Annotated in this window: 18 protein-coding genes; 8 read left to right on the top strand and 10 right to left on the bottom strand. The window is 53.1% G+C overall.

Going from position 1 to position 25214, the window contains the following annotated elements:
* Positions 1 to 54 precede the first annotated feature (54 nt).
* Both ACOTSW_RS11310 and ACOTSW_RS11305 read left to right on the top strand, forming a co-directional pair.
* Positions 55 to 1257, top strand: a complete 1203-nt coding sequence (locus ACOTSW_RS11310) for an efflux RND transporter periplasmic adaptor subunit (RefSeq protein ID WP_423679195.1) — start codon at positions 55 to 57, stop codon at positions 1255 to 1257.
* A 2-nt stretch (positions 1258 to 1259) separates the two neighbouring features.
* Positions 1260 to 4508: an efflux RND transporter permease subunit gene (locus ACOTSW_RS11305; RefSeq protein WP_423679194.1), complete on the top strand. Its 3249-nt coding sequence runs from the start codon at positions 1260 to 1262 to the stop codon at positions 4506 to 4508.
* Between the two features lie 96 nt (positions 4509 to 4604).
* On the opposite strand, the gene ACOTSW_RS11300 is transcribed toward ACOTSW_RS11305, so the two are convergent.
* Positions 4605 to 5594 carry an LLM class flavin-dependent oxidoreductase gene (locus ACOTSW_RS11300; RefSeq protein WP_423679193.1) on the bottom strand — a complete coding sequence of 330 codons (990 nt, stop codon included), beginning with the start codon at positions 5592 to 5594 and terminating at the stop codon, positions 4605 to 4607.
* Positions 5595 to 5976: 382 nt separating this feature from the next.
* Here ACOTSW_RS11300 and ACOTSW_RS11295 point away from each other — a divergent pair, with 382 nt between their 5' ends.
* Together ACOTSW_RS11295 and ACOTSW_RS11290 are read left to right on the top strand one after the other, a co-directional pair.
* Positions 5977 to 6462 (top strand): arsinothricin resistance N-acetyltransferase ArsN1 family B, encoded by a 486-nt coding sequence (locus ACOTSW_RS11295; protein WP_423679192.1) that lies wholly within the window; start codon positions 5977 to 5979, stop codon positions 6460 to 6462.
* Positions 6463 to 6569: 107 nt separating this feature from the next.
* Positions 6570 to 7475, top strand: coding sequence for a DNA ligase (locus ACOTSW_RS11290; RefSeq protein ID WP_423679191.1), 906 nt, complete (start codon positions 6570 to 6572; stop codon positions 7473 to 7475).
* Positions 7476 to 7595: 120 nt separating this feature from the next.
* On the opposite strand, the gene ACOTSW_RS11285 is transcribed toward ACOTSW_RS11290, so the two are convergent.
* Positions 7596 to 8111 carry a hypothetical protein gene (locus ACOTSW_RS11285; RefSeq protein ID WP_423679190.1) on the bottom strand — a complete coding sequence of 172 codons (516 nt, stop codon included), beginning with the start codon at positions 8109 to 8111 and terminating at the stop codon, positions 7596 to 7598.
* A 309-nt stretch (positions 8112 to 8420) separates the two neighbouring features.
* On the opposite strand from ACOTSW_RS11285, the gene ACOTSW_RS11280 reads away from it, so the two are divergent.
* On the top strand, positions 8421 to 9362 hold the full coding sequence (locus tag ACOTSW_RS11280; protein WP_423679189.1) for a peptidylprolyl isomerase: 942 nt from the start codon (positions 8421 to 8423) through the stop codon (positions 9360 to 9362).
* A gap of 82 nt (positions 9363 to 9444) precedes the next feature.
* Here ACOTSW_RS11280 and ACOTSW_RS11275 read toward each other — a convergent pair whose 3' ends face one another.
* From ACOTSW_RS11275 to ACOTSW_RS11265, 3 genes are all read right to left on the bottom strand, one after another.
* Positions 9445 to 11742 carry a DEAD/DEAH box helicase gene (locus ACOTSW_RS11275; RefSeq protein WP_423679188.1) on the bottom strand — a complete coding sequence of 766 codons (2298 nt, stop codon included), beginning with the start codon at positions 11740 to 11742 and terminating at the stop codon, positions 9445 to 9447.
* A gap of 257 nt (positions 11743 to 11999) precedes the next feature.
* The gene (locus ACOTSW_RS11270; protein WP_423679187.1) at positions 12000 to 12809 is read right to left on the bottom strand and encodes a substrate-binding periplasmic protein; all 810 of its coding nucleotides are present in this window, start codon (positions 12807 to 12809) and stop codon (positions 12000 to 12002) included.
* 119 nt (positions 12810 to 12928) lie between these two features.
* Positions 12929 to 13765, bottom strand: coding sequence for a 1-aminocyclopropane-1-carboxylate deaminase/D-cysteine desulfhydrase (locus ACOTSW_RS11265; protein WP_423679186.1), 837 nt, complete (start codon positions 13763 to 13765; stop codon positions 12929 to 12931).
* 304 nt (positions 13766 to 14069) lie between these two features.
* On the opposite strand from ACOTSW_RS11265, the gene ACOTSW_RS11260 reads away from it, so the two are divergent.
* A complete protein-coding gene (locus ACOTSW_RS11260) occupies positions 14070 to 14732 on the top strand; it encodes a GGDEF domain-containing protein (RefSeq protein WP_423679185.1) in 663 nt (220 codons plus the stop codon).
* Between the two features lie 172 nt (positions 14733 to 14904).
* Positions 14905 to 16833, top strand: coding sequence for a CocE/NonD family hydrolase (locus ACOTSW_RS11255; RefSeq protein WP_423679184.1), 1929 nt, complete (start codon positions 14905 to 14907; stop codon positions 16831 to 16833).
* Between the two features lie 189 nt (positions 16834 to 17022).
* Here ACOTSW_RS11255 and ACOTSW_RS11250 read toward each other — a convergent pair whose 3' ends face one another.
* The 5 genes from ACOTSW_RS11250 to ACOTSW_RS11230 all read right to left on the bottom strand — a co-directional run bounded on the left by ACOTSW_RS11250 (position 17023) and on the right by ACOTSW_RS11230 (position 23296).
* A complete protein-coding gene (locus ACOTSW_RS11250; RefSeq protein WP_423679183.1) occupies positions 17023 to 17889 on the bottom strand; it encodes a DMT family transporter in 867 nt (288 codons plus the stop codon).
* Between the two features lie 89 nt (positions 17890 to 17978).
* Complete coding sequence (locus ACOTSW_RS11245) at positions 17979 to 18734, bottom strand: LytR/AlgR family response regulator transcription factor (protein ID WP_423679182.1); 756 nt, start codon at positions 18732 to 18734, stop codon at positions 17979 to 17981.
* On the bottom strand, positions 18731 to 20107 hold the full coding sequence (locus tag ACOTSW_RS11240; protein ID WP_423679181.1) for a sensor histidine kinase: 1377 nt from the start codon (positions 20105 to 20107) through the stop codon (positions 18731 to 18733). The genes ACOTSW_RS11245 and ACOTSW_RS11240 overlap by 4 nt, the downstream gene beginning before the upstream one ends.
* A 123-nt stretch (positions 20108 to 20230) precedes the next feature.
* On the bottom strand, positions 20231 to 20653 hold the full coding sequence (locus ACOTSW_RS11235) for an ANTAR domain-containing response regulator (RefSeq protein ID WP_423679180.1): 423 nt from the start codon (positions 20651 to 20653) through the stop codon (positions 20231 to 20233).
* Positions 20654 to 20806: 153 nt separating this feature from the next.
* Positions 20807 to 23296, bottom strand: a complete 2490-nt coding sequence (locus tag ACOTSW_RS11230; RefSeq protein WP_423679179.1) for a prolyl oligopeptidase family serine peptidase — start codon at positions 23294 to 23296, stop codon at positions 20807 to 20809.
* Positions 23297 to 23633: 337 nt separating this feature from the next.
* Between ACOTSW_RS11230 and ACOTSW_RS11225 the strand changes: the two genes are divergently transcribed.
* The gene (locus ACOTSW_RS11225; protein ID WP_423679178.1) at positions 23634 to 25172 is read left to right on the top strand and encodes a peptide MFS transporter; all 1539 of its coding nucleotides are present in this window, start codon (positions 23634 to 23636) and stop codon (positions 25170 to 25172) included.
* The last annotated feature ends 42 nt before the right edge of the window (positions 25173 to 25214 follow it).

Here is a 25214-nt window from a genome sequence, read left to right as displayed (position 1 = left end):
AATACTGCCCGCACAGTATCATCCCGTCCCTCTCACTTGTGCAAGAGACCTCTCATGTTACGAAAAACACTTATTGTCCTCAGTATTGCCTCGGCACTGACCGCTTGCGGTAATAAAGAAGCAGATAAACCCAAAAATGCGGCATCTGCCAGTGTCGCCGCCAGCAGCGCAGAAAAACAGGATAAATCGGCGGCAACAAAGCTGATTATTGCTCCCGAAGACATGATGACCGTGCAAAGCAATGCGCTCGCATCTGGCCCGGTGGTGACGGGTTCCATCCAACCGGAACGCAAAGCAGATCTGCGCGCGGAAGTATCAACGATCGTGCTGCAGGTGCTGAAAGAAAACGGCGATGTCGTCAAACGCGGCGATATTCTCGTACGACTGGATGAAACTGCGATTCGTGACAATCTGAATTCTGCTGAGGATAACGCCCGCAGTGCGGCACTGGCTCTGGATCAGTCTGAACGTGCCTTGCAGCGCCTGAAAACCCTGCGTGCCTCAGGAATGACTTCATTGCAGGCACTCGATGAAGCCGAGGTCAAGGTGAATGCGGCACGCAGTGAACTCTCTGCTTCGCGCGCCCGTGCAAGTACCGCCCGTCAGCAATTGCAACGCACCGTTGTACGGGCTCCGTTTGACGGTGTCGTCAGCGAACGCAAAGTCTCTGCAGGAGATACCGCCGCCATCGGTAAGGAACTTGTCAAAGTCATCGATCCGACCAGTATGCGTTTTGCCGGACGTGTCTCGGCCGACAAAATTGCCCAGGTCAGAATCGGTCAGCCCGTCAGCTTCCGCATCAACGGCTACGGCGGACAGGAGTTCCGCGGCAAAGTAACCCGGGTTGATCCTGCGGCCAACGACGTCACACGTCAGGTGGAAGTGCTGGTGGCATTTGCCGACAGTAATCAGCCGCGTGTTTCCGGCTTATATGCGGAAGGCAATATTGAATCCACCACAGTTAATGCCTTAACGCTGCCAGAAGGTGCATTGGTCAAAGCTGGCGATAAATCCTATGCCTGGCGTGTCGCGGGCAAATCCCTGAAACGGGTTGATCTGAACGTAGGAAAACGCGATCAGCGCACTGGTAATTACGAAATACGCAGCGGTCTGGCAGAAGGTGATGTTGTCATGCGCAATCCGAATTCCAGTTTCAAAGACGGACAGGCAATCGAAATGGCAGCAGCACCCAGAGCCGACATTATTGCCAGTACGAAGCTGCCGGCCTCAACCACCACCGCCAGCGGAGGCAACTGATTATGTTTTTATCTGATTTCAGTATCAAGCGACCGATTGCCACTATCGTGATGATCATCGCCCTGATGGCACTGGGTTTGCTGGCACTCAGCAAATTACGGGTCAATCAGAATCCGGATGTCGAAGTTCCCGGCTTATCAGTGATCATCACCTATCCCGGTGCTTCACCGGATACGGCGGAACGGGAGATTATCAACCGTCTTGAAAAATCGCTGCAAAGCGTACAGGGCGTAAAAGCTCTGTATTCGTCGGCAAATGAAGGATTTGCTGAGTTCGACATTGAATTCGTATTTAAGAAGAACATGATCGAGGCCAGCGACGACGTTCGTAACGTGATTTCTTCGGTTCGCTACAAAATGCCGACAGAAATGCGGGAGCCTGTCATCAAACGCTGGGATCCGTCGGCACAACCTATCATCAACCTGGCGCTGTCATCGAGCAAACTTACCCACGCCGAAATTTCAAGACTCGCGGAGGATCTGCTGGCGGATAAATTCCGCGCGGTTCCCGGTGTTGCCACAGTAGTTGTGAATGGCTCACTGAAACGCGAGTTATCGGTCTTACTCCGTGCTGAAAAACTGCGCGAATTTAACGTGTCCGTCGGCGAGGTCGTGAATGCTCTGCGGAATCAGAATACCAATGCACCGGTAGGAAAAATTCGCGGCAAGCTGGATGAAGAAAGCATACGTCTGGTGGGACGCATAGAATCTCCGGAGGAATTTCAGGGCATCGTCGTCAAACGGAATGGCGATCAGATTGTGCGTCTTGCGCAGGTCGCTACTATTGAAGACAGCTTTGCCGACATCAATGGTTTAAGCATACGCAGCGGCAAACCGAATGTGGGTATGCAAATCACGAAATCGCGTGAGGCAAGCACTGTCAGCGTTGCCACGTCTGTACGTGAAATGGTGAAGGAAATCAATGCCGGTTTTGAAAAAGATCAGCCCGGCACCAAGCTTGAAATCACGCGCGATGGCGGTAAAGATGCACAGAACAGCCTGAATAACGTGATTGAATCGCTGGTACTCGGTGCCGGTCTGACGATTTTCGTGGTGTATGCGTTCCTCAATTCCTGGCGCTCCACACTGATTACTGCACTCAGCTTACCAACCTCGGTGGTCGCAGCTTTTATCGCGGTATGGCTGTGTGGCTTCACCCTGAATTTCATGACCCTGCTTGGTTTGTCACTGGCAATTGGTGTGCTGATTGATGATGCGATCGTGGTCCGTGAAAACATTGTGCGGCACATGCAAATGGGGTCAGACCGCCGCACTGCCGCGCTGGAAGGTACAGCGGAAATCGGTCTGGCAGTGGCAGCAACCACGTTTTCGATTATTGCTGTCTTTATTCCGGTCGCTTTTATGCCGGGGATGCCTGGTGAATGGTTCCGTCCGTTTGCGCTGACTGTGACCTGCTCGGTATTAGTCAGTCTGGGTATTTCATTCACGCTGGATCCGATGTTGTCAGCATACTGGGGCGATCCGCCAGATCATCACACCGCACCCAAAAAAGGTCTGGGAAAAATACTGGCTCGCTTCAATGACTGGTTTGACCATCAGTCTGATCGCTACGGCCATGTCATCGCCTGGGCTTTGCATCATCGCCGCTGGATGGGAACCATTGCACTGGTGAGTCTGATTACCGCTCTGGGTCTGCAGGCAAAATGGGGGGGCACCAGTTTCTTACCGGCCGCAGACTCCGGCAATCTGATGATAGAAGTCCGGACACCGGCGTCGTCATCTCTGGAATATGCGCGACTGAAAATGGAAAGAGCAGCAGCCATTGCGCGCACGATCTCTGAAACCAAAGAAACCAACAGTAATATCACGCCAGCCGGTGGCCGTATCTATGTCGATATCGGCAAACGTACGGAACGCAAACGCAGTGCGAAGGAAATAGCGGTTGAATTGCGCAACAAAATTAAACCTCTGGTCGGTGCTGAATACACGGTTCTGGACGATCTGAATAACGGTGCCCGCAAGCCGGTACAAATCGAATTCACCGGTCCGGATTCCCGTAAGCTGCTGGAAATTACCAGCGCCTATATGGAGAAACTGCAAAGTGTGCCCGGAGCGGTCGATATCGGCCTGTCGCAGCAAGATCCGAAAAAAGAGCTGAAGATAGAACTGAACCGCGGCCTGGCAAATTCTATGGGTATCTCATCGAATGATGCAGCACAGGCATTGCGCATCGCGTTTGCCGGTATCGAGGTTGGCGACTGGGTTGATCCTACCGGTGAAACCCGCGATGTCGCTGTCCGCTTGCATCCGGATGACCGCGTCAGCAAAGAAAATATCGAACGTTTGCCAATCGCTATCTCCGGAACGAATCAGATGGTGCCACTGGATCAGATCGCCACGATCAGCATGGGGAAAGGCCCTTCCGGCATTGAGCACAGCAACGGCAAACGGACGATCACCGTTTCTGCCAATGCACAGGGTCGCTCTAACGGTGAAGTGATTGCCGATGCGAAGAAGCTGGCGGAGTCGTTTAACTATCCACCGGGCTACGGTCTGAACATTACCGGCTCGGGTCAGGATCAGGAAGAAGTGTTCGGCGCAATGATGATTGCATTGTTGTCCGGTATTGGCCTGATGTATCTGATTCTGGTCATACAATTCGGCTCGTTCACCGCGCCGCTGGGCGTGATGCTGTCGCTGCCTTTATCGCTGATCGGCGTCGTCATCGCGTTGCTGGTTACCGGCAGCACCATCAATCTGATGAGTCTGATCGGCGTCATCATGTTGATGGGTCTGGTGGCGAAAAACGCGATTCTGTTGCTCGATGCGGCACGTAAAAATGAAGCCGAAGGCATGAACCGCGAAGAAGCCCTGATGCAGGCTGGCCGTGTGCGTCTGCGCCCGATTCTGATGACGACATTTGCGCTGATCGCCGGCATGATGCCGGTCGCTCTGGGGCTGGGTGAAGGTGGTGAATTTTACCGTCCACTGGCAATCGCCATTATCGGCGGCACCATCACCTCGACCTTGCTGACTTTGCTGGTAGTACCTACCTTCTACGACAGCATAGAAATTGCGAAAGACCGCATGATGGACAAAATGCATGCACGTGGCACCCGTTATCATCCGTCGCTGGCATTTATCGTCACCATGCTGGAAGCTTTTTTCACACTGACCTTTGTCCGCCTGATCTATCGCAGCCTGTTGAAATTGTGGCGGCTCATCAGCGGACGCAAAGGTAGTGCCGGCATCGCCACTGCCAGCCTGTCAGGTGCAGATCAGATGAAATAACGACTGCCTGTCACGTCTATCCCGATGCTGGGGTTTTCTCCTAAGTATCCTCCAGCATTTTTTACAGCCTGCCAACCGAAAGTTGGCAGGCTTTTTTTACGATAAAGCAGAACTTATTTTTGCGACGATTTCATACGAATGCAGACGTGCCTGATGATCAAAAATATTCGAGGCGATCATCAGTTCATCGGCACCGGTGTGACGAATGAAATCACGCATCTGCTGGGTTACTGTCGCTGGCGAACCGATGGCTGAACAGGCCAGAATCTGGTTCAGCAATGCGCGCTCGCCTTCACCCAGTTGTTGCATGAAATTTTCTACCGGCGGTGGAATTTTCGCCGGTCTGCCGCTGCGTAAATTGACGAAAGCCTGCTGCGCCGAGCTCGCCAGCAGATGCGCCTGGTCATCGGTATCGGCGGCAAACACATTGAATCCCAGCATCACATACGGCTTCGCCAGATACGCCGATGGCCGGAACGTGGCACGATAAATGCCCACTGCCTGCATCATCTGCTGTGGAGCAAAATGCGACGCAAACGCATACGGCAAGCCCATCGCCGCTGCCAGTTGCGCGCCGTACAGGCTGGAGCCGAGTATCCATACCGGCACATGCAGGCCCGCACCCGGTACCGCTTTCACGGCAGAATGCGGCTCATCAGAAAAATAATCGAGTAATTCCGCGACATCCTGCGGAAATTCATCGGCATCTGAACTCAGGTTCCGCCGCAATGCCCTGGCAGTGCGCTGATCGGAACCGGGTGCCCGGCCCAGACCAAGATCAATCCGACCCGGAAACAGCGATTCCAGCGTACCGAACTGTTCGGCGATCACCAACGGCGAGTGATTCGGCAGCATGATGCCGCCAGCACCGACGCGGATAGTCCGCGTACCGCCAGCTACGTGGGCAATGAGGACAGCTGTGGCGGCACTGGCAATGCCAGGCATGCCGTGATGCTCTGCCAGCCAGAAACGGTGATAAGCCCAGCGTTCGGCATGCTGCGCCAGATCGAGCGAATTTTTAAAGGATTGCGCAGGTTCCGTCCCTTGTGCAATCGGGGAAAGATCAAGAATAGAAAGAAGAGCCATATCGTTTGCCTGTCATGCAAAGCTTGCAGCGGGCGATTCCCGGACTCAGACAAGCAATGCGTTGGACGCCTATTATCAGCCAAGTCACATAAGCCTGCTGCGAACGGCCGGAACAGATATGACAAAGAACAAATAAGATGCAAAAGCTACAAGACAAAATAATAAATAAATATCATAATCAAACCGACTTTTGATGCGTTTTACAAATAACAGGACTGACGCAACGTGTCCGGCAAGACGTGGCAATAACGACACTATGTATTGCACGACGAGGAGCCATGGCGCGACCGGAACGATTAGACATCCGTCCTGATAAGTAAATATCGCATCCACTTTTTCAATATTAATTTTGCAATATATTGATTTTGTCAAAGGATGAATTGTGATTCGTTTAGCCAGTACCGACGACGCCTCTGCCATCTGCGCGATTTATAACCGCTACGTCCTCAATACCACTATCAGCTTTGAAGATACGACGGTACGGGTGCCAGCGATGGCAGAGCGCATCAGCACAGTGTTTGCGGCGGGTTTGCCGTGGTATGTCTATGAGCAAGATGACAAAATTCTGGGTTATGCCTACGCCAGTCCGTGGCGCACGCGTCATGCTTACCGCTTTTCTGTTGAAATATCTGCCTATGTCAGCCCCGACCATAAGCAAAGCGGCATAGGCTCACAACTGTATGATCATTTGATCGACGATCTGCAACGACGCGGTATGCATTCGGTGATCGCGGCTATTTCCCTGCCGAATCCGGCCAGCGTCGCGTTACACGAAAAATTCGGCATGACGCAAGTCGCTCACTTCAAGGAAGTCGGCTTTAAATTTGGTCGCTGGATCGATGTCGGCTACTGGGAAAAGCAAATATGAAAAAAGACCGTACAGCCTGACGGTCTTGTTGCGGTCTTGTCAGGCACCTGTATCAGTTCTCAGTTTTTTTACTTCATACTGATGATTCATCCGACAGAAAGCTCAATATGTATTGCACTCATCTGCCTTCACGTTTGCCTCTGCCCCGGTTACGCGTGCTCGTCCTGAGCCTGTGTCTTGCCGGTGTTGTCACGCCACTGGCGTTGCTGCCAGACACCACCGTCGCGGCGACCGACATTGAGACACCGGCGATACTGCTGGCGCGTAACTATCATGCGAAAATCAATCCGGCGGCGTATCTGGTCAGTGAAAAGCTTGATGGCGTGCGGGCAATCTGGGATGGTAAGCAATTGCGTTTTCGTAGTGGCCGCCTGATACAGGCACCCGCATGGTTCATTGCCGCCCTGCCGGCACATCGGCTGGATGGTGAATTATGGATGGGGCGACGCCGCTTTGAAGCCTTGTCTGCGGCAGTCCGGCGGCAGATTCCTGACGATGCCGAATGGCGACAAATCAGTTATCAGATTTATGAACTCCCCGAAGGCAGCGGCACTTTCAGCGAACGTTTGGTCTCGCTTAGGCAGAGCATTGCGGCTAGTCAGGCACCCTGGTTGCAGGTATTGCCGCAGCAGCGCGTCAGCGATGATGCCGAACTGCAGGCGCTGTTGAAAAAAATCGTCAGCGAGGGAGCCGAAGGCCTGATGCTGCATCAGGCGGATGCGCGGTGGCAGACCGGGCGTTCAGATGTCTTGCTGAAGCTAAAACTGCATGAGGATGCAGAGGCGGTGGTGATCGGTCACGAACCGGGGCGTGGAAAATATCAGGGCTTACTCGGTGCCTTACTGGTTCAAACACCGGAAGGTCAGCGCTTCCGGCTCGGTAGTGGTCTGAGCGACGCGCAACGGCAATCACCACCCGCCATCGGCAGCACGGTTACTTATCGCTATCGCGATCTGAACGCGAATGGCATACCGAAATTTGCCAGCTTCCTGCGTGTCAGGGAGAGTGAGTAAGCAGTCTGTGCAAAATCAATCCCCTTGATAAATAAGGCTTACAGCCTTATTTACGGCTGTAAGCCTTATTTTATTCGGACATTCGTACAGATCTTCTGTCCGCGACCATCAGTCTGAAACTCAGTTCAGAGGATGCGTTTCATGCAAAGAACAGGCTTGCACTTTCGCACCAAAGAAATCCGCCTGTAACTGAAATGCCTGCAAAATTCTCTGCCGGCCTGCGGCATCGGCAGGCAAAGCGAAAACCACGCGCAAAAACTGTTGTTCACCGCTACGGACTGTTTTACCTATATCAGCCGCCAGTAAATCCTGTTCCAGTAAAGCCTGCGGCGCGGGCGGCAAGGCTTCCTGTGCCGCGCGCATCGCCGCCAGCACTTCCGCTTCGGTCACAGTGAGTGCGTCGTCCATACTCTGGAATTTTTTCACCCCACCTATGTTGACCGCAACACCTCCGGTTACTTCAAATTCTGTCGGTGATATCCGCTCGTAATGAAATGCCTCCCAACCCGGTACACCACGCTTGCGCTGGGCGACTTGCGCCATCGCCGCCGCTGCAGTACCACCGCCATTAATCATGCCGACCGGCAGCATGTCGGCAAGATTATCAGGAATCGTCTCTTTACTGATATCGCTCATAGTACAAACTCACTATATAAAATCAGCTGACATTGTATGCCGCCCGGCGCACTCCCGGAAAGCAATACACTGCAGGATAGAAGGATTTATCCCCATTTCTGTAACGTTGGCAGAACATTGCTCAAAGAAGAAAATCCCGAGAAAGTCATGAAAAATGAATAACCAACAACTCACCACACATTGCGGGTAAAATTCAGCGGCAATTTTATTCTGGAAGCGGCGGACATCGTCGTCTGCTGCAGAATCGTGGCAACGCTGCATTGCAGCCGCAACGAATTTCAACCACAGCTCACATTTAAGGAAATTTTCATGTCGATCAAATCCCGTGTCGTTTTGGGTAGCGCTATCGCTCTGTTCGCGCTCAGCGCTTGTAATGATAAGGATAAAGCGGCTTCAGCATCGGCCTCTGCATCTGCTGTCGCTGAGAGCAAAGAAGCAGTCGCCGCGACTGTGAATGGCACGCCGATCAGCAAAAAGCAATTGGATCAGATCATGCAGCAGCAGGCAGCCCAAGGCATGCCGGATAATCCTGAAACACGCAAAATGGTGATCGACCAACTGGCAATGCAGATTCTGGTCGCACAGGAAGCAACGAACAAAGGTCTGGATAAAGTACCTGAAGTCAAAGAACAACTGGACATGGCGCGTTTGTCTATCCTCGCCAATTCCTACGTTAAAGACTACATGAAAAACGCGACCGTCAGCGATGAAGCGCTGAAAGCGGAATACGACAAATTCAAAACGACGGCCGGCGGCACAGAATTTAAAGCGCGCCATATTCTGGTCGCCAGCGAAGATGAGGCCAAAGACATCATCGCTAAAATCAAGAAAGATGTGAAAGCATTCGACGGTCTGGCAAAAGCAAAATCACAAGACCCTGGTTCCAAAGGCAAAGGCGGCGATCTCGGCTGGTTTAATCCGCGTAGCATGGTGCCGGAATTCGGCGAAGCCGTCGCGAAACTGGAAAAAGGCAAATTCACTGAAACACCAGTCAAATCGCAATTTGGTTACCACGTCATCATTCTCGATGACAGCCGCCCATTGGCCGTGCCTGCGCTGGACGATGTCAAAGGACCGCTGACTCAGCAATTGCAACAGCAAAATCTGAAAAAGACTTTTGATGATCTGAAAGCCAAAGCAAAAATTGAAATCACTGCGGTAGTACCAGCCGCGCCAGCTTCCGCTGCTGCAGCAAGCCCGGCTGCAACACCTGCACCGGTTGCAGCGCCAGCAGAAGCAGCAAAGAAATAATTGCAACACGCTTCTGTTCAGCGATAAAAAAACCGCCTTAACCGGCGGTTTTTTATTCCTTCATATCGCAATAACGACAGACTTATTTTCCTGACTTACGGCGCGTCGTGCCGCTGTCTTTATCAAACTTAGACGGACGGCGTTCGCCGGGTTTGCCCGATTTGAAGCCCGGTTTACCACCTGCTTTTTCCGCAACACGGCGATCCCCCCCACTGCGTTTAGGGCCTGACGGAAAGTCTGCCGCAATACCGCCGCTGGATGGACCGACCGCGCTGATACGGATCTGCTTACCGGCAACCCAGACATCCTTCAGATGCTGCAACAATTCCTTGGGCATCCCATCCGGCAGATCCAGCGTGCTGTGATCATCAAAAATGGCAATGCGTCCGATGTACTTTGCTTCCAGTCCCGCTTCGTTGGCTATCGCACCAACGATATTCGCTGGCGTGACGGCATCCGCTTTGCCGACTTCGATACGATACGTCTGCATAGGAATGCTGACTTTTTCCTTATCTTTTTTCGATTTCGCCGGGCGTGGCTCGTCGTCTTCTTTGCTGGTAACAGTACGATCAACCACCTGATTCAGGCGACTGCCGGGTGCGCTGTCAACGATACGCGGTGCGCGCTCAGCACGAGTTTCACTACGGGCAGCGCGCGCAGCTGGTGCAGCGGCGACACCGGCTTTTTCGGCACTGATACGCAAAGACTGACCGGCGACCCGTACCGATTTCAGATGATCAAGTGTTTCCGCCGGCAAATCATCAGGCAGATCGAGAATCGTGTAATCGTCGTAAATATCGATGCGGCCGATAAATTTCGATTCGATATTCGCTTCGTTTGCTATCGCGCCGACGATATTGCCGGGTTTCACGCCATGCTCATGGCCAACCGCAATACGGTAGGTTTGCATGCCGGGTTCAGCAACGCGCGGGCTGTGTTCGCGACGAGCGCCGCGTTCTTCGCGCTCACCACGATCACGTGAAGGACGCTCACCGCGATCACTGCGTGAAGGCCGCTCATCACGCCAGCTGTCATCGTTTTTGACTTCACGACGATTTTTATCGAGCAGCAAAGGTTCATCACCGCGCGCCATTTTCGCCAATGCCGCCGCGATTTCGATGGCAGGAATATTGTGCTCCTGTTCGTAGGCCTCAATCAGCGCAGTGTATTCATCCAGACCACCTTCGGCCAATGCAGTTGAAATCTGGTCTTTAAAACGGGCAATACGGACATTATTGACGGTTTGTATCGTCGGTAATTCCAATGGCGACACCGGCTGGCGGGTAGCACGTTCTATCGCTTTCAGCAGATTTTTTTCGCGCGGTGTGATGAACAGAATCGCTTCACCGCTGCGCCCCGCACGACCAGTACGGCCTATACGGTGCGTATAGCTTTCCGGATCATACGGCACATCGTAGTTAATGACGTGACTGATACGTTCGACGTCCAGACCACGCGCTGCCACATCGGTCGCCACGAGAATATCAATCTTGCCATCTTTCAGCTGTTGTATTGTGCGTTCACGTTGCTGCTGGTTGATGTCACCATTGATCGCGGCAACCGAGAACCCGCGCGCATCGAGTTTAGCGGCAAGTTCTTCGGTACCCAGTTTGGTACGTGCAAAGATAATCATGCCGTCAAAAGTTTCTGCTTCCAGAATACGGGTCAGCGCATCGAGTTTATGCATGCCCGACACCAGCCAGTAACGCTGACGAATATTGTCTGCGGTTCCGGTTTTAGCGGCAATCGTGACTTCGGCAGGCTTGTTCAGATAAGTCTGTGCAATACGTTTGATAGCAGATGGCATCGTTGCCGAAAACAAAGCCGTCTGACGCGTTTCCGGCGTTTCCTGCAGGATGCGCTCGACATCATCGATAAAGCCCATGCGCAGCATTTCATCGGCCTCATCCAGCACCAGTGTTTTCAAGGCAGATAAATCGAGTGAGCCTTTGTCGAGGTGATCGATCACGCGACCCGGCGTACCGACCACCACATGCACACCACGGCGCAATGCCGATAATTGCGGGCCATAGCTTTGTCCACCGTAAATCGGCAGCACATGAAAACCGGGAATGTGACGCGCATAGGTCTGGAATGCTTCGGCAACCTGTATCGCCAGTTCGCGGGTGGGTGCCAGCACCAAGGCTTGCGGCGAAGTTTGACGAATATCGATACGCGACAATACCGGCAGCGCAAACGACGCCGTTTTACCGGTACCGGTTTGCGCCTGACCAAGCACATCGCGGTTATCCATCAGATATGGAATAGTCGCCGCCTGGATTGGCGACGGGGTTTCGTAACCGACATCTTGCAAGGCGCGCAGCAAAGGCGCACTCAGTTGCAGATCGGAAAAAGTGAGGGGGGAAGTAGATTCAGACATGCGATGCTCGCTTATTTCATTCATATCGCAGGATGCGACGAGATTTGGGGCGTAGTGTACCCTGTTGTCATGGACTCAGGGAGAAACCTGGCTACGATTTTGCTCATTTTTTAGGCAAGTACGGAATAAAAGACTAAGTACCGGCGACAAGCGTGCAATGACTCTGTTCTTTTCGGCAACCCCAGGCCATCCTGTAGCCGGTCTGGTGCCTGATTCGATCGCTGTTTGTAAATGCAGTCAGCAGTCTGTGGGCTGACTTATTTCTCAGACAAACCGTATTTGCGCATCAGCTTGTCCTGCGTGCCGTTCTCTTGCAGACGCAACACGATACGATTGATCTGTTCTATCTTCCACGGTGATTTCAGCGATAAAGCGCACTGCGTATATACCACTGAAAAAGCGGTTTTCGACACGCTGAACGAAGCATGCTTATCAGGGAATTTTTTGAAATAACCGACAATTTCAGATTCTGACGTGATCAGTGCATCAGCGCCACCAAGCGCGAGCAGACGAAACATACTGGGTACATCGGTCATATCGATCCGGGTCGTTCGTCCGGCAGCCAGATCCGGCTCAATCAGTGCATAGTGATAGCCGATCTGGGTCGCGATTTTTTTACCCGACAAATCTTCAGGAAGCTCATGCGGTACCGGTGTGTCCTTGCGCACCACCACACGCTCTGTCTGCGGCAGATTCGGAATAGTCCATGCGAAATCAGCGGGATGATCGACCCATTTGGGGCTGTGATAACAGACCAGATCAGCTTCACCGCTTTTAATCGCAGGCTCAATCCGGCGGCGCGAATACGGAATATAGACCGGCTTGGCATCAAGCCCTCTGGCAATCGCATCGGTATAGTCTTTCAGCAGACCGCCTACCACATGATGCCGTTTATCAAAAACAATCAGCGGATCACTCAGCGTCTCAAAGCCGGCAACCCGGAGCAGGTCCTGCGCCTGCGCTTGCACAGGCAGACAAAAAATAGCGCCCAGTGTCATCGGCAGGCAGAAAGAGCGGACATCTGCGATTACAGTATGCTGCTGAACCCGGGTTAACAGTGGCGTCAAAACTGAATTGAAAACTGAGTTTAAAACTGAATATAAGACTGGCTTCAAGACGTGCTGTGTTGCGTGCATCACTGATTTCATCACTACTTCTGCTCTCTGAATATTACTGTCCATTTACTTCACGGTACTTGCGTATAGCCACGCAAGCCTTGCAAGCCACCGGTATGCACCGCCACCACTTTCGCTTCCCGCGCGATCTGCCCGCTCAGCCACAACTGGCGAAGGGCAAACAACATTTTTCCGGTATATACCGGCTCCAGCAATATTCCGGTATCTTCAAAAAAATTCTGGCAAAACGCGCTGAGCTCAGCGCTTACTTTAGCGTATCCGCCATGGTGGAAGGTAGTTAACAATTGATAATTCTGATGTGCAGGGTAACCCGCTGCAGTCAATAAGCGTGCGACTTCGGCATGCAGATACTCCGCATTTTTAAATGCAGCAACGCCGATCACGTTGCCCTGTCCGCGCAATCCAGCCAGTACGCCCGCCATCGTCGCCCCGGTGCCGCAGGCAAGCACCATCAGATCAGGAGTAAATTCCAGCTCCCCGACCAGCTCGGCAACACCATGTAATGCGGTCGCCGCACTGCCGCCTTCGGGCAGCCAGACATGCTGCGCGCTGCTATCAGGCAGATGCTGACGCCACGCCTCAGTATCGTCCCGCAAAGCGCGATACGCCTCGCGCGAAACAAAGCGAATGTGCATTCCCAGCGCGCGGCAATCGTCCAGCATCGCGCTGTTCATGCCTTCCGCAGCACGCACCAGCGCCGTCGCCGGAAACCCGGCGATCGCCGCTGCATGCGCCAGTGCATGCAGATGATTCGACCATAAGCCCCCCATGCTGACCAGATGCGCAGGCTGACCCGCCAGTGCCTGCAAAGGATATTTCAGCTTACGGAATTTATTACCCGAGACCTGCGGATGCAAAAGATCGTCGCGCTTGATCCACAGATTCATTTGCGGAAACAAGCTGCTGTGTATGCGTTGACAGGGTGAAAAAGGAGCGGAAAACACAATATTATTTTTATTGCCGGATGGTAAAGTATTATATTGTCAGGGCTGACGCAAAATTGCTCTGGCAAGGCGTGACGACAAAGACGATGACATAGTAAAGCAAACGGCAATCGCAGCGTTCAACTTCGCTGGGATTGTATCGCCCAGTGTCAGCATCCGGGCTGACTGGTGTCACGGCGCTCATTCGCCACACTGGCCATACCAGCCGGACTGGCCGCACTGAACATTCAATGAAGTTGGAGAGTACATGCCTGCAGATCACGATCAGCCCCTGGCGAGTGCCAGACAACAGCTGACGCAGCTTATCAAGCAAATTAAAGAAAACGGCAAACAGGACAATCTGCTGCCGACGCTGCAAACCGTGCTGACCCAGTTAGAAAGTCTGAGCAAACATGACCAACTGACCGGCGCACTGAACCGGCGCGCCTTGCTGAGCAACCTCGACATTGAACTGGCGCGCTCTTACCGTACCGGCCACACATTTTCATTTGCTGTCATCAGCGTCGATCATCTCGAAAAAATTCTGGAGCAACACGGACAGGCCGTTGCCCGCCAGGTATTGCAAATGGTCGCCAAAGAAGCGCTGGACATGCTGCGCACGCTGGATTCTTTCGGTCGCGTTGCCGCCAATGAATTTGCGATCGTGATGCCAACCACCTGGCTGGATCAAAGCCTGAAAGCCATCGCCCGCCTCAAAAAACGCGTCGCGGGCTGCGACTGGAATGCCGTCGCCCCCGGCTTGCAGGTGACGTTTTCAACCGGTCTGACAACCAACGCCATCAAAGACACCGCAGACATCATGCTGGCGCGCGCCACCTCGGCCTTACACACTGCCAAAGCCAAAGGCAGCGACAGCATCGCGGAAGCCGAATTACCGCTACCGGAATACAATCCGGAAGACGATGAGTAAAAAGACGGATAAAGCAATCAATAAGCCAGCGACTTGTCATTCACAAGATGCGGGGATTTTGCTGCACGTCTTACGGAACTTATGATGAATATCAGGCACTAAACTTGCACTGCTTACCTCATTCAGGCTTAGCACTTATCTTATTCATGCCTCAGTTAATTCAGGATTCTCCATGAAACTCTCCCCCCTGCTGGTCAGTCTGCTGGCCGCTTTTGTATTGAACGGTGCGGCATTGCCGGTATCCGCTGCGCAGCAATCCGGCGTCAGTCTGGACAACCGCGCCGATGCGATGAAGCAGCATGCCGACTATATCCGCGAGCATTACAGCAAATTCGAATACCGGATTCCTATGCGCGACGGTAAGTCCTTGTTCACGTCGGTGTATGTGCCGAACGATGCGAGTGCGAAAAAAACCTATCCGATACTGCTGGTGCGCACGCCGTATTCGGTCGCGCCGTATGGTGCAGACAATTACAAAACTGCTCTGGGGCCAACCGCCGAGTATGACAAAGAGGGTTTCATTTTTGTGTTTCAGGATGTGCGCGGCACGAATATGTCGGAAGGCGAATTCGTCAATATGCGGCCGCATCTGGATGTGAAAAAAACACCGGCGGATATTGATGAAAGCAGCGACACCTATGACAGCATAGACTGGCTGATCAAACACCTGCCGCACAATAACGGCAAGGTCGGTCAGTGGGGTATTTCGTATCCGGGCTTTTACACTTCGGCTGGCGCAATTGATTCGCATCCGGCACTGAAGGCGGTTTCGCCGCAGGCACCGATTGCGGACTGGTTCCGTGGCGACGATATGCACAGAAACGGCGCGTTTAATCTGCAGATGGCATTCGGCTTCTTTAACAGCTTTGGTCAGCCGCGCCCGCAACCGACAGACAAACGCGGCTGGAAAGAATTTAATTACGGCACGCCTGACGGCTATCAGTTTTTTCTCGAACTCGGTTCGGTTGCGAATGCAAACGACAAATACTTTAAAAACGGGATTCCGTTCTGGAATGAGATCGTCGCCCATCCGGATTACGATCAGTTCTGGCAAAGCCGCAATCTGCTGCCGCATCTGAAAAATATTAAAGCAGCCGTGCTGACGGTTGGTGGCTGGTATGACACCGAAGATTTATACGGCCCGCTGCAAACCTATCGCGCGATAGAAAAGCAGAATCCGGGCATACAAAATACGCTGGTGATCGGCCCGTGGACGCACGGCGGCTGGACGCGCAGTGATGGCGATAAAGTCGGCGATGCGAATTTCGGTTTCAAGACGGTGCGCAATTATCAGCCGGTCGAATTCGCGTTCTTCAAACATCATCTGAAAGGCGGCGAGAAACCGGCGTTGCCGGAAGCGTGGATGTTTGAAACCGGCGCGAATCGCTGGCGTAGCTTCGATGCCTGGCCGCCGAAAGAAAGTAAAGAGCAGACTTTGTATTTCCATGCGAACGGCAAACTGAGTTTCACAGCGCCGGCGGCAAACGAGAACGGCTTTGATGAATACATCAGCGATCCGGCCAAACCAGTACCGTACACAACCGAGATTCTGAACGGCTGGAGCAAACAATATGTCGCTGCCGATCAGCGTTTTGCCAGCCGCCGCCCGGATGTGCTGACCTGGCAAACCGAGGTGCTGGATAAAGATGTGACACTGGCGGGGCCGCTGAATGCGGATTTATTTGTCAGCGTCACCGGCACCGATGCCGATTTCGTGGTCAAGCTGATCGATGTGTCGCCAGCAGATGCGAAAGACGGGCCAATCAATCGCGGTAATCAGCAAACCCTGGTACGCGGCGAACCTTTCCGCGCGCGCTTCCGCGATGGCTTTGAAACGCCGAAAGCGATGACACCGGGTGAAGTGACCAGGGTCGCCTTCAATATCAACGATGTGTTCCATACCTTTCAGCGCGGTCACCGCATCATGGTGCAGGTGCAGTCGAGCTGGTTCCCGTTTATCGACCGCAATCCGCAAACCTTTGTGCCGAATATTTACGCGGCCAAAGACAGCGATTTTGTTAAGGCCACGCATCGCGTGTATCACAGCAGCAATCAGGCGAGTGCGTTAAAAGTGAAGGTGTTGCCTGCACTCGGCGAATGATACCGGCAGCGACACTGAGCGAAATCTTCAGCAATACACGTAGCGATAGTAGCAATAAAAAAAGCCCGGAATTTCCGGGCTTTTTTACACTTTCGGGGGAGTATGTGGCAAAAAATGCTTATTGTCCTTATAAAAAAAGGACTTTAAAACATACTCCCCCCAGTATATTTTCGTGCTTTTGCGGCGTTTTCAAGAGCTTTTAGGTGCAAACACCACCAGCCAGGTCGCCAGCACCACGCCCGCGCAGCCGATCAGCGTGCTCATGGTGATCGCTTCATGCAAAAATAAATGTCCCCACAACAAGGCAAACAAGGGAATCAGAAACGTCACCGTCAGCGCTTTGGTCGGCCCCACATCCGTCATCAGGCGGAAGTAAATCAGATAGGCAACAGCGCTGCATAACAGCGCCAGCGCCGCGCCGAGCAGCAAAATCTGGCTGGTGATTTCGCCCTGCACTGGTACCAGCGGCAGAAACGGCAGCAACACAAACGCAGCACCGACTTGCGAGCCCGTCGCCATCTGCATGGAATTCATCGCGCCGGATACTTTTTTGGAATAAATGCCTGCCAGCGCATAACAGATCGTCGCACCGACGCAAGCCAGCACACCGAGCAGCAAATCACCGGTGAATGCGACCGGCCCCAGACGCACCAGAAAGCCGACGCCGACCACACCGCACAACATGCCCAGCATTTTGCGGCCGGTGAAACGTTCACTCAGAAAAATCGCGCCCATCACCGCGCCCCATAAGGGGCTCGTGGCATTCACAATCGCGGAATAACCAGCGGGCATGCGCATCGCGGCAAACGAATACAAGGCAAAAGGCAGTGCCGAATTCACCAGACCCAGCACCAGATATTGCCGCCAGTGGCGCCGGATATCGACAGGCTTTTGCGTTGCCAGCATCAATAAAGTTAAGGCAAGCCCCGCCAATCCGACACGGATTTCTGCAGTCCATAATGCGCCCAGAACAGGTGCCAGCACCCGCATGAACAGAAACGAAGCACCCCAGATCGCAGCCAGCGATAAAAGGCGAAGAAGATCAACACTGCGCATGCGGTTTTCCGTATCGATGAAAAACGCTCAGCTTAACAAATTAGCGTGCGCGCCGCTGGCTATTTCCGGTCATCAGGTGCGAAGACTATTTACATGGGCTTGAAGCGCCACGCATAGGCCTGACTGACTTTGAGTTTTTCCGGACTGCCATGCAGTTCAACCAGATAGCGCCCCATGTCGTCACGCTGTGCGCGCGCGATCGCATCGGCACGCACCACGGTGCCGCGATGGATCTGCCAGAAGATATCGGGATCGAGACCTTCCATCAATTCTTTCAGCGGCTTGCGCACATGCGCTTCATCATGCCCGCACACGACGCGGGTATATTTTTCATCGGAACTGAAAAACAGAATTTTTTCTATCGGGAACATCTTGATCGTATCGCCGACGCTGGCACTGATCCAGCGTATGCGCTCGGCCGCATTACCACGGATGCGCTTGTCGAGTTCCGACATCAGCTGGCTCAGATCGGGTGCGGCTTGTTTGCTGGCAAGACGTGCTTTCAGACGCGCGATCGCTTCCGCCAAACGCGCCTGTGCCACTGGCTTCAACAGATAGTCGATCGCACCGGCGGCAAACGCATCGAGTGCATGGTTATCGTAAGCGGTGGTGAACACCGCATGGCAACGCCCTTTGACGGCATTTGCCACATCCAGTCCCGACATGCCGGGCATGCGGATATCCAGAAATGCGATGTCGGGCTGATGGGTATAAATTGCATCGAGCGCATCAGCGCCATGCTCGCATTCAGCAACGATCTGCAATTCCGGCCATAGATCATTGAGCATGCGGCGTAATTCTTTACGTGGTAAATCTTCATCTTCAGCGATGATGGCGGTGATCATGCAGCCTCCGTCTGTTTTTCTAAAGGAATTGTGATGATGGCAGCAACCCCGCCCTCGGGGCGGGCTTTCAGCAACAGGCTGGCGCGGTCACCGTACATCGCCGCCAGCCGCTGATGGATATTCGCCAGACCAATGCCAGAGCCACTGTTGTGACCGCCAAAGCCGACGCCATCATCTTCGACGCGCATTTCCAGCATGGGCTGTTCCTGGATGGCGATAACGCTGACCTTCACGGCAATGTGCGCCGCGCCGACCTTGGGTTCTATGCCGTGTTTGATCGCATTCTCGACTAAAGAAATCAGCATCAACGGCGGCACCGCGGCGTCCGCAATCTGTGATTCGACACTGAAACTCAGACGCGGAATACGGGCCTGCATCAGACTCAGATACGCATGCACCGCATCAAGTTGGTTGCTCAAACGCGACTGCACCGAGCCGCCGTCATCGCGCATCTGCGGTATGGTTGCGCGCAGATAATCGACCAGATGATCGACAATCGCGACCGCCCGCGCTGGCTCAGTGCTGATCGCCGAACGTACACCGGCCAGTGTGTTGAACAGAAAGTGCGGTTCCACCTGCGCGGCCAATACCGACAAGCGTAATTCGGTTTCTCTTTGCATCGCCTGCGCCTGTTCTGAGGCGCGCTTGCTCTGTGCGACTTTCAACATATTGCGCTGGCGAGAAAACAGCCAGAGATCATAGCCGCCGCTGAGGTAAATACAGACGGAAGACAATACCAAACCAATATAAAAACCTTTCCAGAAATCCGAGCCTGCAGTATCCGGTGGACGTGGCGCGCGGTTCTGGCTGCCATCCTGCAACCCCTGCTCAAATCCGGCTTTGAATTCCGATAACCAGTTTCCCGCAGGCGTAGCCGCGGTTGTTTTTGCAGGATCCGGCGAACCAGAATAATGCAATTTCAGCGCGGTCAGCATCGGTGCCTCGTAATGCAATAATTGCTGTGTCGCCTGCCTCGCCGCAAAAAATAGCAACAGACTGCACAATAATCCGGCACATAAGACCGTGATCAGACAACGCCATTCTTTTTTTTCTGCGTAGCCGCGTTGTCGCACCCAGACCGCCAGCGCAGCACCACCAAGATGCATCGTGGTACCGGCAAGAGACAGCGGTATCCAGACGACAAAGAAGGTACGCCAGTCGGCACCGCGCGCCGCATCGATCAGAAAAATCAACAGCAGCGCGGGAATCAGCGTACCCATCCAGGCGCGTGCGCGATAGCGATACCAGGTGCGTGAAAACACCGGATAATTGCGCGCACGGGTCAGCCAGGATTCGCTTCTGGCTGAAACTTCCGGTGGCAATATTTCTTCATTTACCGATGGCGGCATATCGATTGCAGATGTGGCTGACATGATCTTCCCTTTCACAGACGAAGGCAGTCTACGCGGACGTCATCGCATTGCGTGAGCATGCGACGAATGCAGATCAGGGCGGATAAAACAGGTGTCGTACCGGATGAAACGATTCACGCGGATTCAGGCCGATTCAGCGCCACCGTTGCTGGCGGCTTCTGCATTCGCACGCTGTTGTTTGGCAATGCGGACGATGGTGTTGCGGATAGAAGTCAGAACCGCGACGGAGTTGAAAGGTTTCACGATAAAACCATGCACACCGCGCTGCTGCGCATCCTGAATCAACCCCGCGTTAATTCCGGACGACACCAGAAACAGCAGCGACTTTGGCAGCTCGGTGCGTAGCTGGGTGATGATGGCCCAGCCGGCTTCATTGGCCTCGCCGATATCAATGCAGACAATCTGCGGCCTGAGCCGGATCACGCGCGCCAGGCTGGCTGGTGCGAGGTTAGCGTCAGCAATCACTTCATGGCCGCCGTTATTGAGTACGGAAGTCAGTAAATTGCGGGCAATCGCATTCGCGTCCAGAATAACGGCTTTAAGCATAGAAAACCTGACAAGATAAAAGCAATTTGCATCTTAATGCAAAACTTTAATGTAAAACATTAAGTAAGAGGAAAAAGGCGGAAAAAGCCACATCCGCTTACGCCGGAGAGCATATAGAGATTGCTCTCCCGGCACATCGCGATCATCAGATCATCAGTCTTTATCGCCAGCTTCGCCTTTCGCATTTTTAACATAGGTTTCCAGCCAGCGATCCTGTTCCCACAACATGTGCAGCACGGATTCCCGCGCACGATAACTATGACTTTCATTCGGCAGCATTACCAGACGCGTGACCGCGCCCAGACCTTGCAGAGCCTGATACATGCGCTCACTTTGGATAGGGAAAGTGCCGGGGTTGTTGTCTTGTTCACCGTGAATAAAGAGTATCGGGTCTTTGATCTGGTTAGCAAAATTAAACGGTGACATTTCCTGATACGTCTTGCGCGCCTGCCAGAAATTGCGCTCTTCTGACTGAAAGCCAAACGGCGTCAGTGTACGGTTGTAAGCGCCAGAACGTGCAATGCCGGCGCGGAACAAGCGCGTGTGCGTCAGCAGATTGGCGGTCATGAACGCGCCGTAACTGTGACCACCGATCGCGATACGGTTGCGGTCGGCGACACCAAGCCGTACAACTTCGTCGATCGCAGCTTCGGCACTCATTTTGAGTTGTTCGAGGTAAGTGTCGTTTGGCTCTTTCTTACCCTCACCGATAATCGGCATGGTCGGACCATCCAGCACGGTATAACCACGTGCCAGCATCACTTGCGGACCGTTATAGGAAATCCGGTTGAATTTATACGGCGAACCATTTACCTGTCCTGCTGCTTCGGCCGTTTTAAATTCACGCGGATAGGCCCACATAATCATGGGGCGCGGACCATCGCGTTTCGGGTCGTAGCCCGGCGGCAGATACAGGGTCGCGGTCAGATCGACACCATCTTCACGTTCATAACGGAGCTGCTGTTTTTTAACGCCTTTGAGTTGCGGCAATGGATGCGGGAACTGCGTCAGCGCCCGCGCTGCGTCATTATGTGCCAGATCACGCACGAAATAATTTGGCCTTTCCTCGTTCGATTCGCGGCTGGTGACGATGCTGGTGCCTTTGTCATTCAACAAGCCAAGCACTTCTTCGTAATACGGTGCATGCGAACGGAACATGCGCACCGCTTGCTTGCTGTTGAGATCAAACCGGTCCAGAAACGGACGGTCACCTTCAGAACTGGCACCATTGCCAATCAGGAAAATCGACTTGCCGTCCGGTGCCAGCCTCAGCACCGCGCGACCGTACTGATTTTGCGTCATCACTGGCTGCCCCGGATGGGCGTACTGGTCTTCTGATTTACGGGCAAACAAGAGTTCCGGTTTGCTGTCGGCGACGCCGGGACGTATGCGCCAGATGCGGGTATCACGGGTTTTCCACCAGCTTTCTGTCACCAGCGCCAGCCCGTCATTACCCCATTGAATATTATTAAAGCGCCACGCCAGATCCATCAGTTTTTGTGGCGGCGCGTCAAACGGTGCCGCCTGCTGCATCAGAACATCATGCACTTTAACTGGCGCATCTGGATCACCGCCAGCCTGTGCTTCCAGCCAGTATAAGGTCGCGGGTTTGTCGTTGCGCCAGGCAAAATCACGCGGCCCGGCCTGTACCGCATCATTCCCGGTCGGCAGGCGCTCCCGCATAGGACGTTCTGCGATGGTTTTTACTTTCCTGCCATTCTCATCCCACAATTCGATCAGCTGCGGAAAACGATCTACTGGCAGCATCGTTGAATAAGGGCGACGTAATTGTGTGGTCAGAATCAGATTACCGTCGGGCGACGCCTGCGCTTTGGTCAGCGTCATGACCGGGCCTATGCGGCGCACGTCGCCACTGACACTGACAAATGCCAGTTGTGTTTGCAGTTGCCAGTCCAGCATATCGGCGTCTGCCGGTGTTTTCAGCATGTCAGGATAAGTACGGTTCTGCGTCAGCTTACCGCCTTTGCTCTCCAGTGTATTCGGTCCCAATGGTTTTTGCATGAGGTTTGGTGCCGGCTTCTGACGAAGTGGCAGCAAACGTACCAGCAATTGTTCAGAGCCATTACTCCACGCAAATCCGGCACTGGCGACGGCGTTCAGCTTCTCATCAATCAGTCTTTGTGCATGTGCTTTCTTCACATCCAGCAGCCATAGTTCCACGCCGTCATCGGTCCAGCGACTGAACGCCAACCATTTTTCATCCGGTGACCAGAGAGTGTCAGCGATCCGTGGCTTTGCCGGTAAGCCGCTGACTTCACGGATTTTGCCGCTCGCAACATCGAGCAGACTCAGGCTGTTACCGAAATCAAAATGACTCGCAGCACGGGTGCGCGGATTAATACGCAAGCCTGCCAGCCTGAGTTCCGGCTGCGCGACTTCGGCAATGCTAGGTAAGCCTGGCAAACTGACCAGCAATGCAGTTTTACGCTGTGGTCCGAGTTTAAAAACCGGCCCGCGCGGTGCGTCAACAATGGCCTGTAATTCCGGCGGAGGTAAACGGTAACTCCCCTCGGTACCATGCCCGTTGGTCGTCGTTGTGACCGCGCTGACATGGGGAGCGAACAACAGTGCTGCGACAGCGACCAGCAGCGAAGGGATAAAGCGTTGAGAAGACAGAAGCATGATGATATTCATTATTCAATTAAACACTGCACCAAAACGAGCAGTTTTACCCAAGTTCGCATCAGGATCGCACAAAATCGTTACCAGGCAAACCTGTGATACGGAAAACAAGCGATCCCGGAACGTCCCTGCATGATGCGACGAAAGCCTTGTCCATCCTCATTTACATGCGATGGCACAACATTTGCTGCGACGCACAATATGTCTTTCTATATGAGTTTTTCATCGTGGTAAGCTACGCGCCGAATTGATTCAATTCAAATCATTCTGGCATAAGCTTTGAAAATATATTTGCTGGTGAATCAGCATCCAATTAAAACCAACAACGGAGAGCAATTTGGACAAAATTCAAAATCCCGGGGCGAACACTATCTTGGGACACCCCGATAGCTTATTTGTTTTGTTTTTCACAGAAATGTGGGAACGATTTTCTTATTATGGCATGCGCGCATTGCTGGTCTTGTTTCTGGTCACAGAAACGGCCAAAGGCGGTTGGGGCTGGACCCGCGCAGACGCCGCCAATCTGTATGGCTGGTACACCGGTCTCGTCTATCTGACACCAATCATCGGTGGCTATATTGCCGATAAATTCCTCGGCAGCCGTCGTGCTGTCGTACTCGGCGGATTCATCATCGCCGCCGGTCATGCGTCATTACTGTTTGATACGCCAGCTATGTTCTACGTTGGTCTGTCACTGATCGTTGCCGGTACCGGGATGTTCAAGCCGAATATTTCTGCGATTGTCGGTCAGTTGTACACCAAAGATAACGAACACTTGCGCGATTCCGGCTATACCCTGTTTTATATGGGCGTCAATTCCGGGGCGTTTTTCGGTATTTTGCTGTGCGGTTATATTGGCGAAAAAATCTCCTGGTCTTATGGTTTTGGACTCGCCGGTATATTCATGCTGTTAGGCGCGATCCAGTTTTATCTGGGACAAGGCATTTTCGGCAACATCGGTTTATCGAAAGATCAGAAAGCCGCGACCAATACTGTTGAAGTCGTCGTCGAAGAACCAGCTGCTAACATCGTCGCTGACCGCATTAAAGCAATTGCCGTTTTCTCTTTCTTCACGATTTTCTTCTGGTTTGCATTTGAACAGGCCGGTGGTTCAATGACGATCTTCGCGGCCGATTACACCGACCGTAATCTGGTGGGAACCGCAGGTACTACCTTTAAAATTATCAACAGCCTGATGACGGTGATTCCGACCATGATTCTCAGCTGGTTGCTGGTGAAGCTGTTCGCCGGTACCGCTAAGAATTATTTGGTATCTAATCTGTTGTTAGTCGTCTGTCTGGGCACGATCTGGGCATTAGTCCTGTGGATGCTGCAACGTGAATTTGCGCTGGATCAGTCCAGCGTTCCAGCGACCTGGTTTGGTGTGCTGAACTCGTTTTTCCTGGTGATTCTGGCACCGATGTTTTCCAAAATGTGGGACAAATACTGGGATCCTAGCGGCCCGGTTAAATTCGGTACGGGTCTGGTTCTGCTTGGTATCGGATTTGCGGCGCTGGCCTATGGCTCGTCCACTATTCCGGCCGGTGCGAAGACTGCCTCGATCAGCATGGTTTATCTGATTCTGGCGTACTTCTTCCATACCATGGGTGAGCTTTGCCTGTCTCCGGTCGGCTTGTCTTACATCAGTAAGCTCGCACCTCCGCGTTTGCTTGGTCTGATGTTCGGTTTGTGGTTCCTGAATACCGCCATTGCGAATAAACTGGCTGGTCTGACGGGTAGTTATATTGACGAAATTTCGAACACGTATTCGATGTCGACTTTCTTCCTGATCTTCACCATCATCCCGATTTCTGCCGGCGTTGTTCTGATGCTGATGAATAAATGGATGGCAAAGAAAATGCACGGTATCCACTAATCAGGAATATCCGACCCAACAAAAATCCCCGCCAAAAGCGGG

Origin of the sequence: Undibacterium sp. WLHG33, from assembly GCF_049544815.1 — a bacterium.
GTDB lineage: Bacteria > Pseudomonadota > Gammaproteobacteria > Burkholderiales > Burkholderiaceae_D > Undibacterium.
The sequence above is the reverse complement of the archived record's forward strand: the minus strand, read 5'-3'. Positions and strand labels throughout refer to the sequence as shown.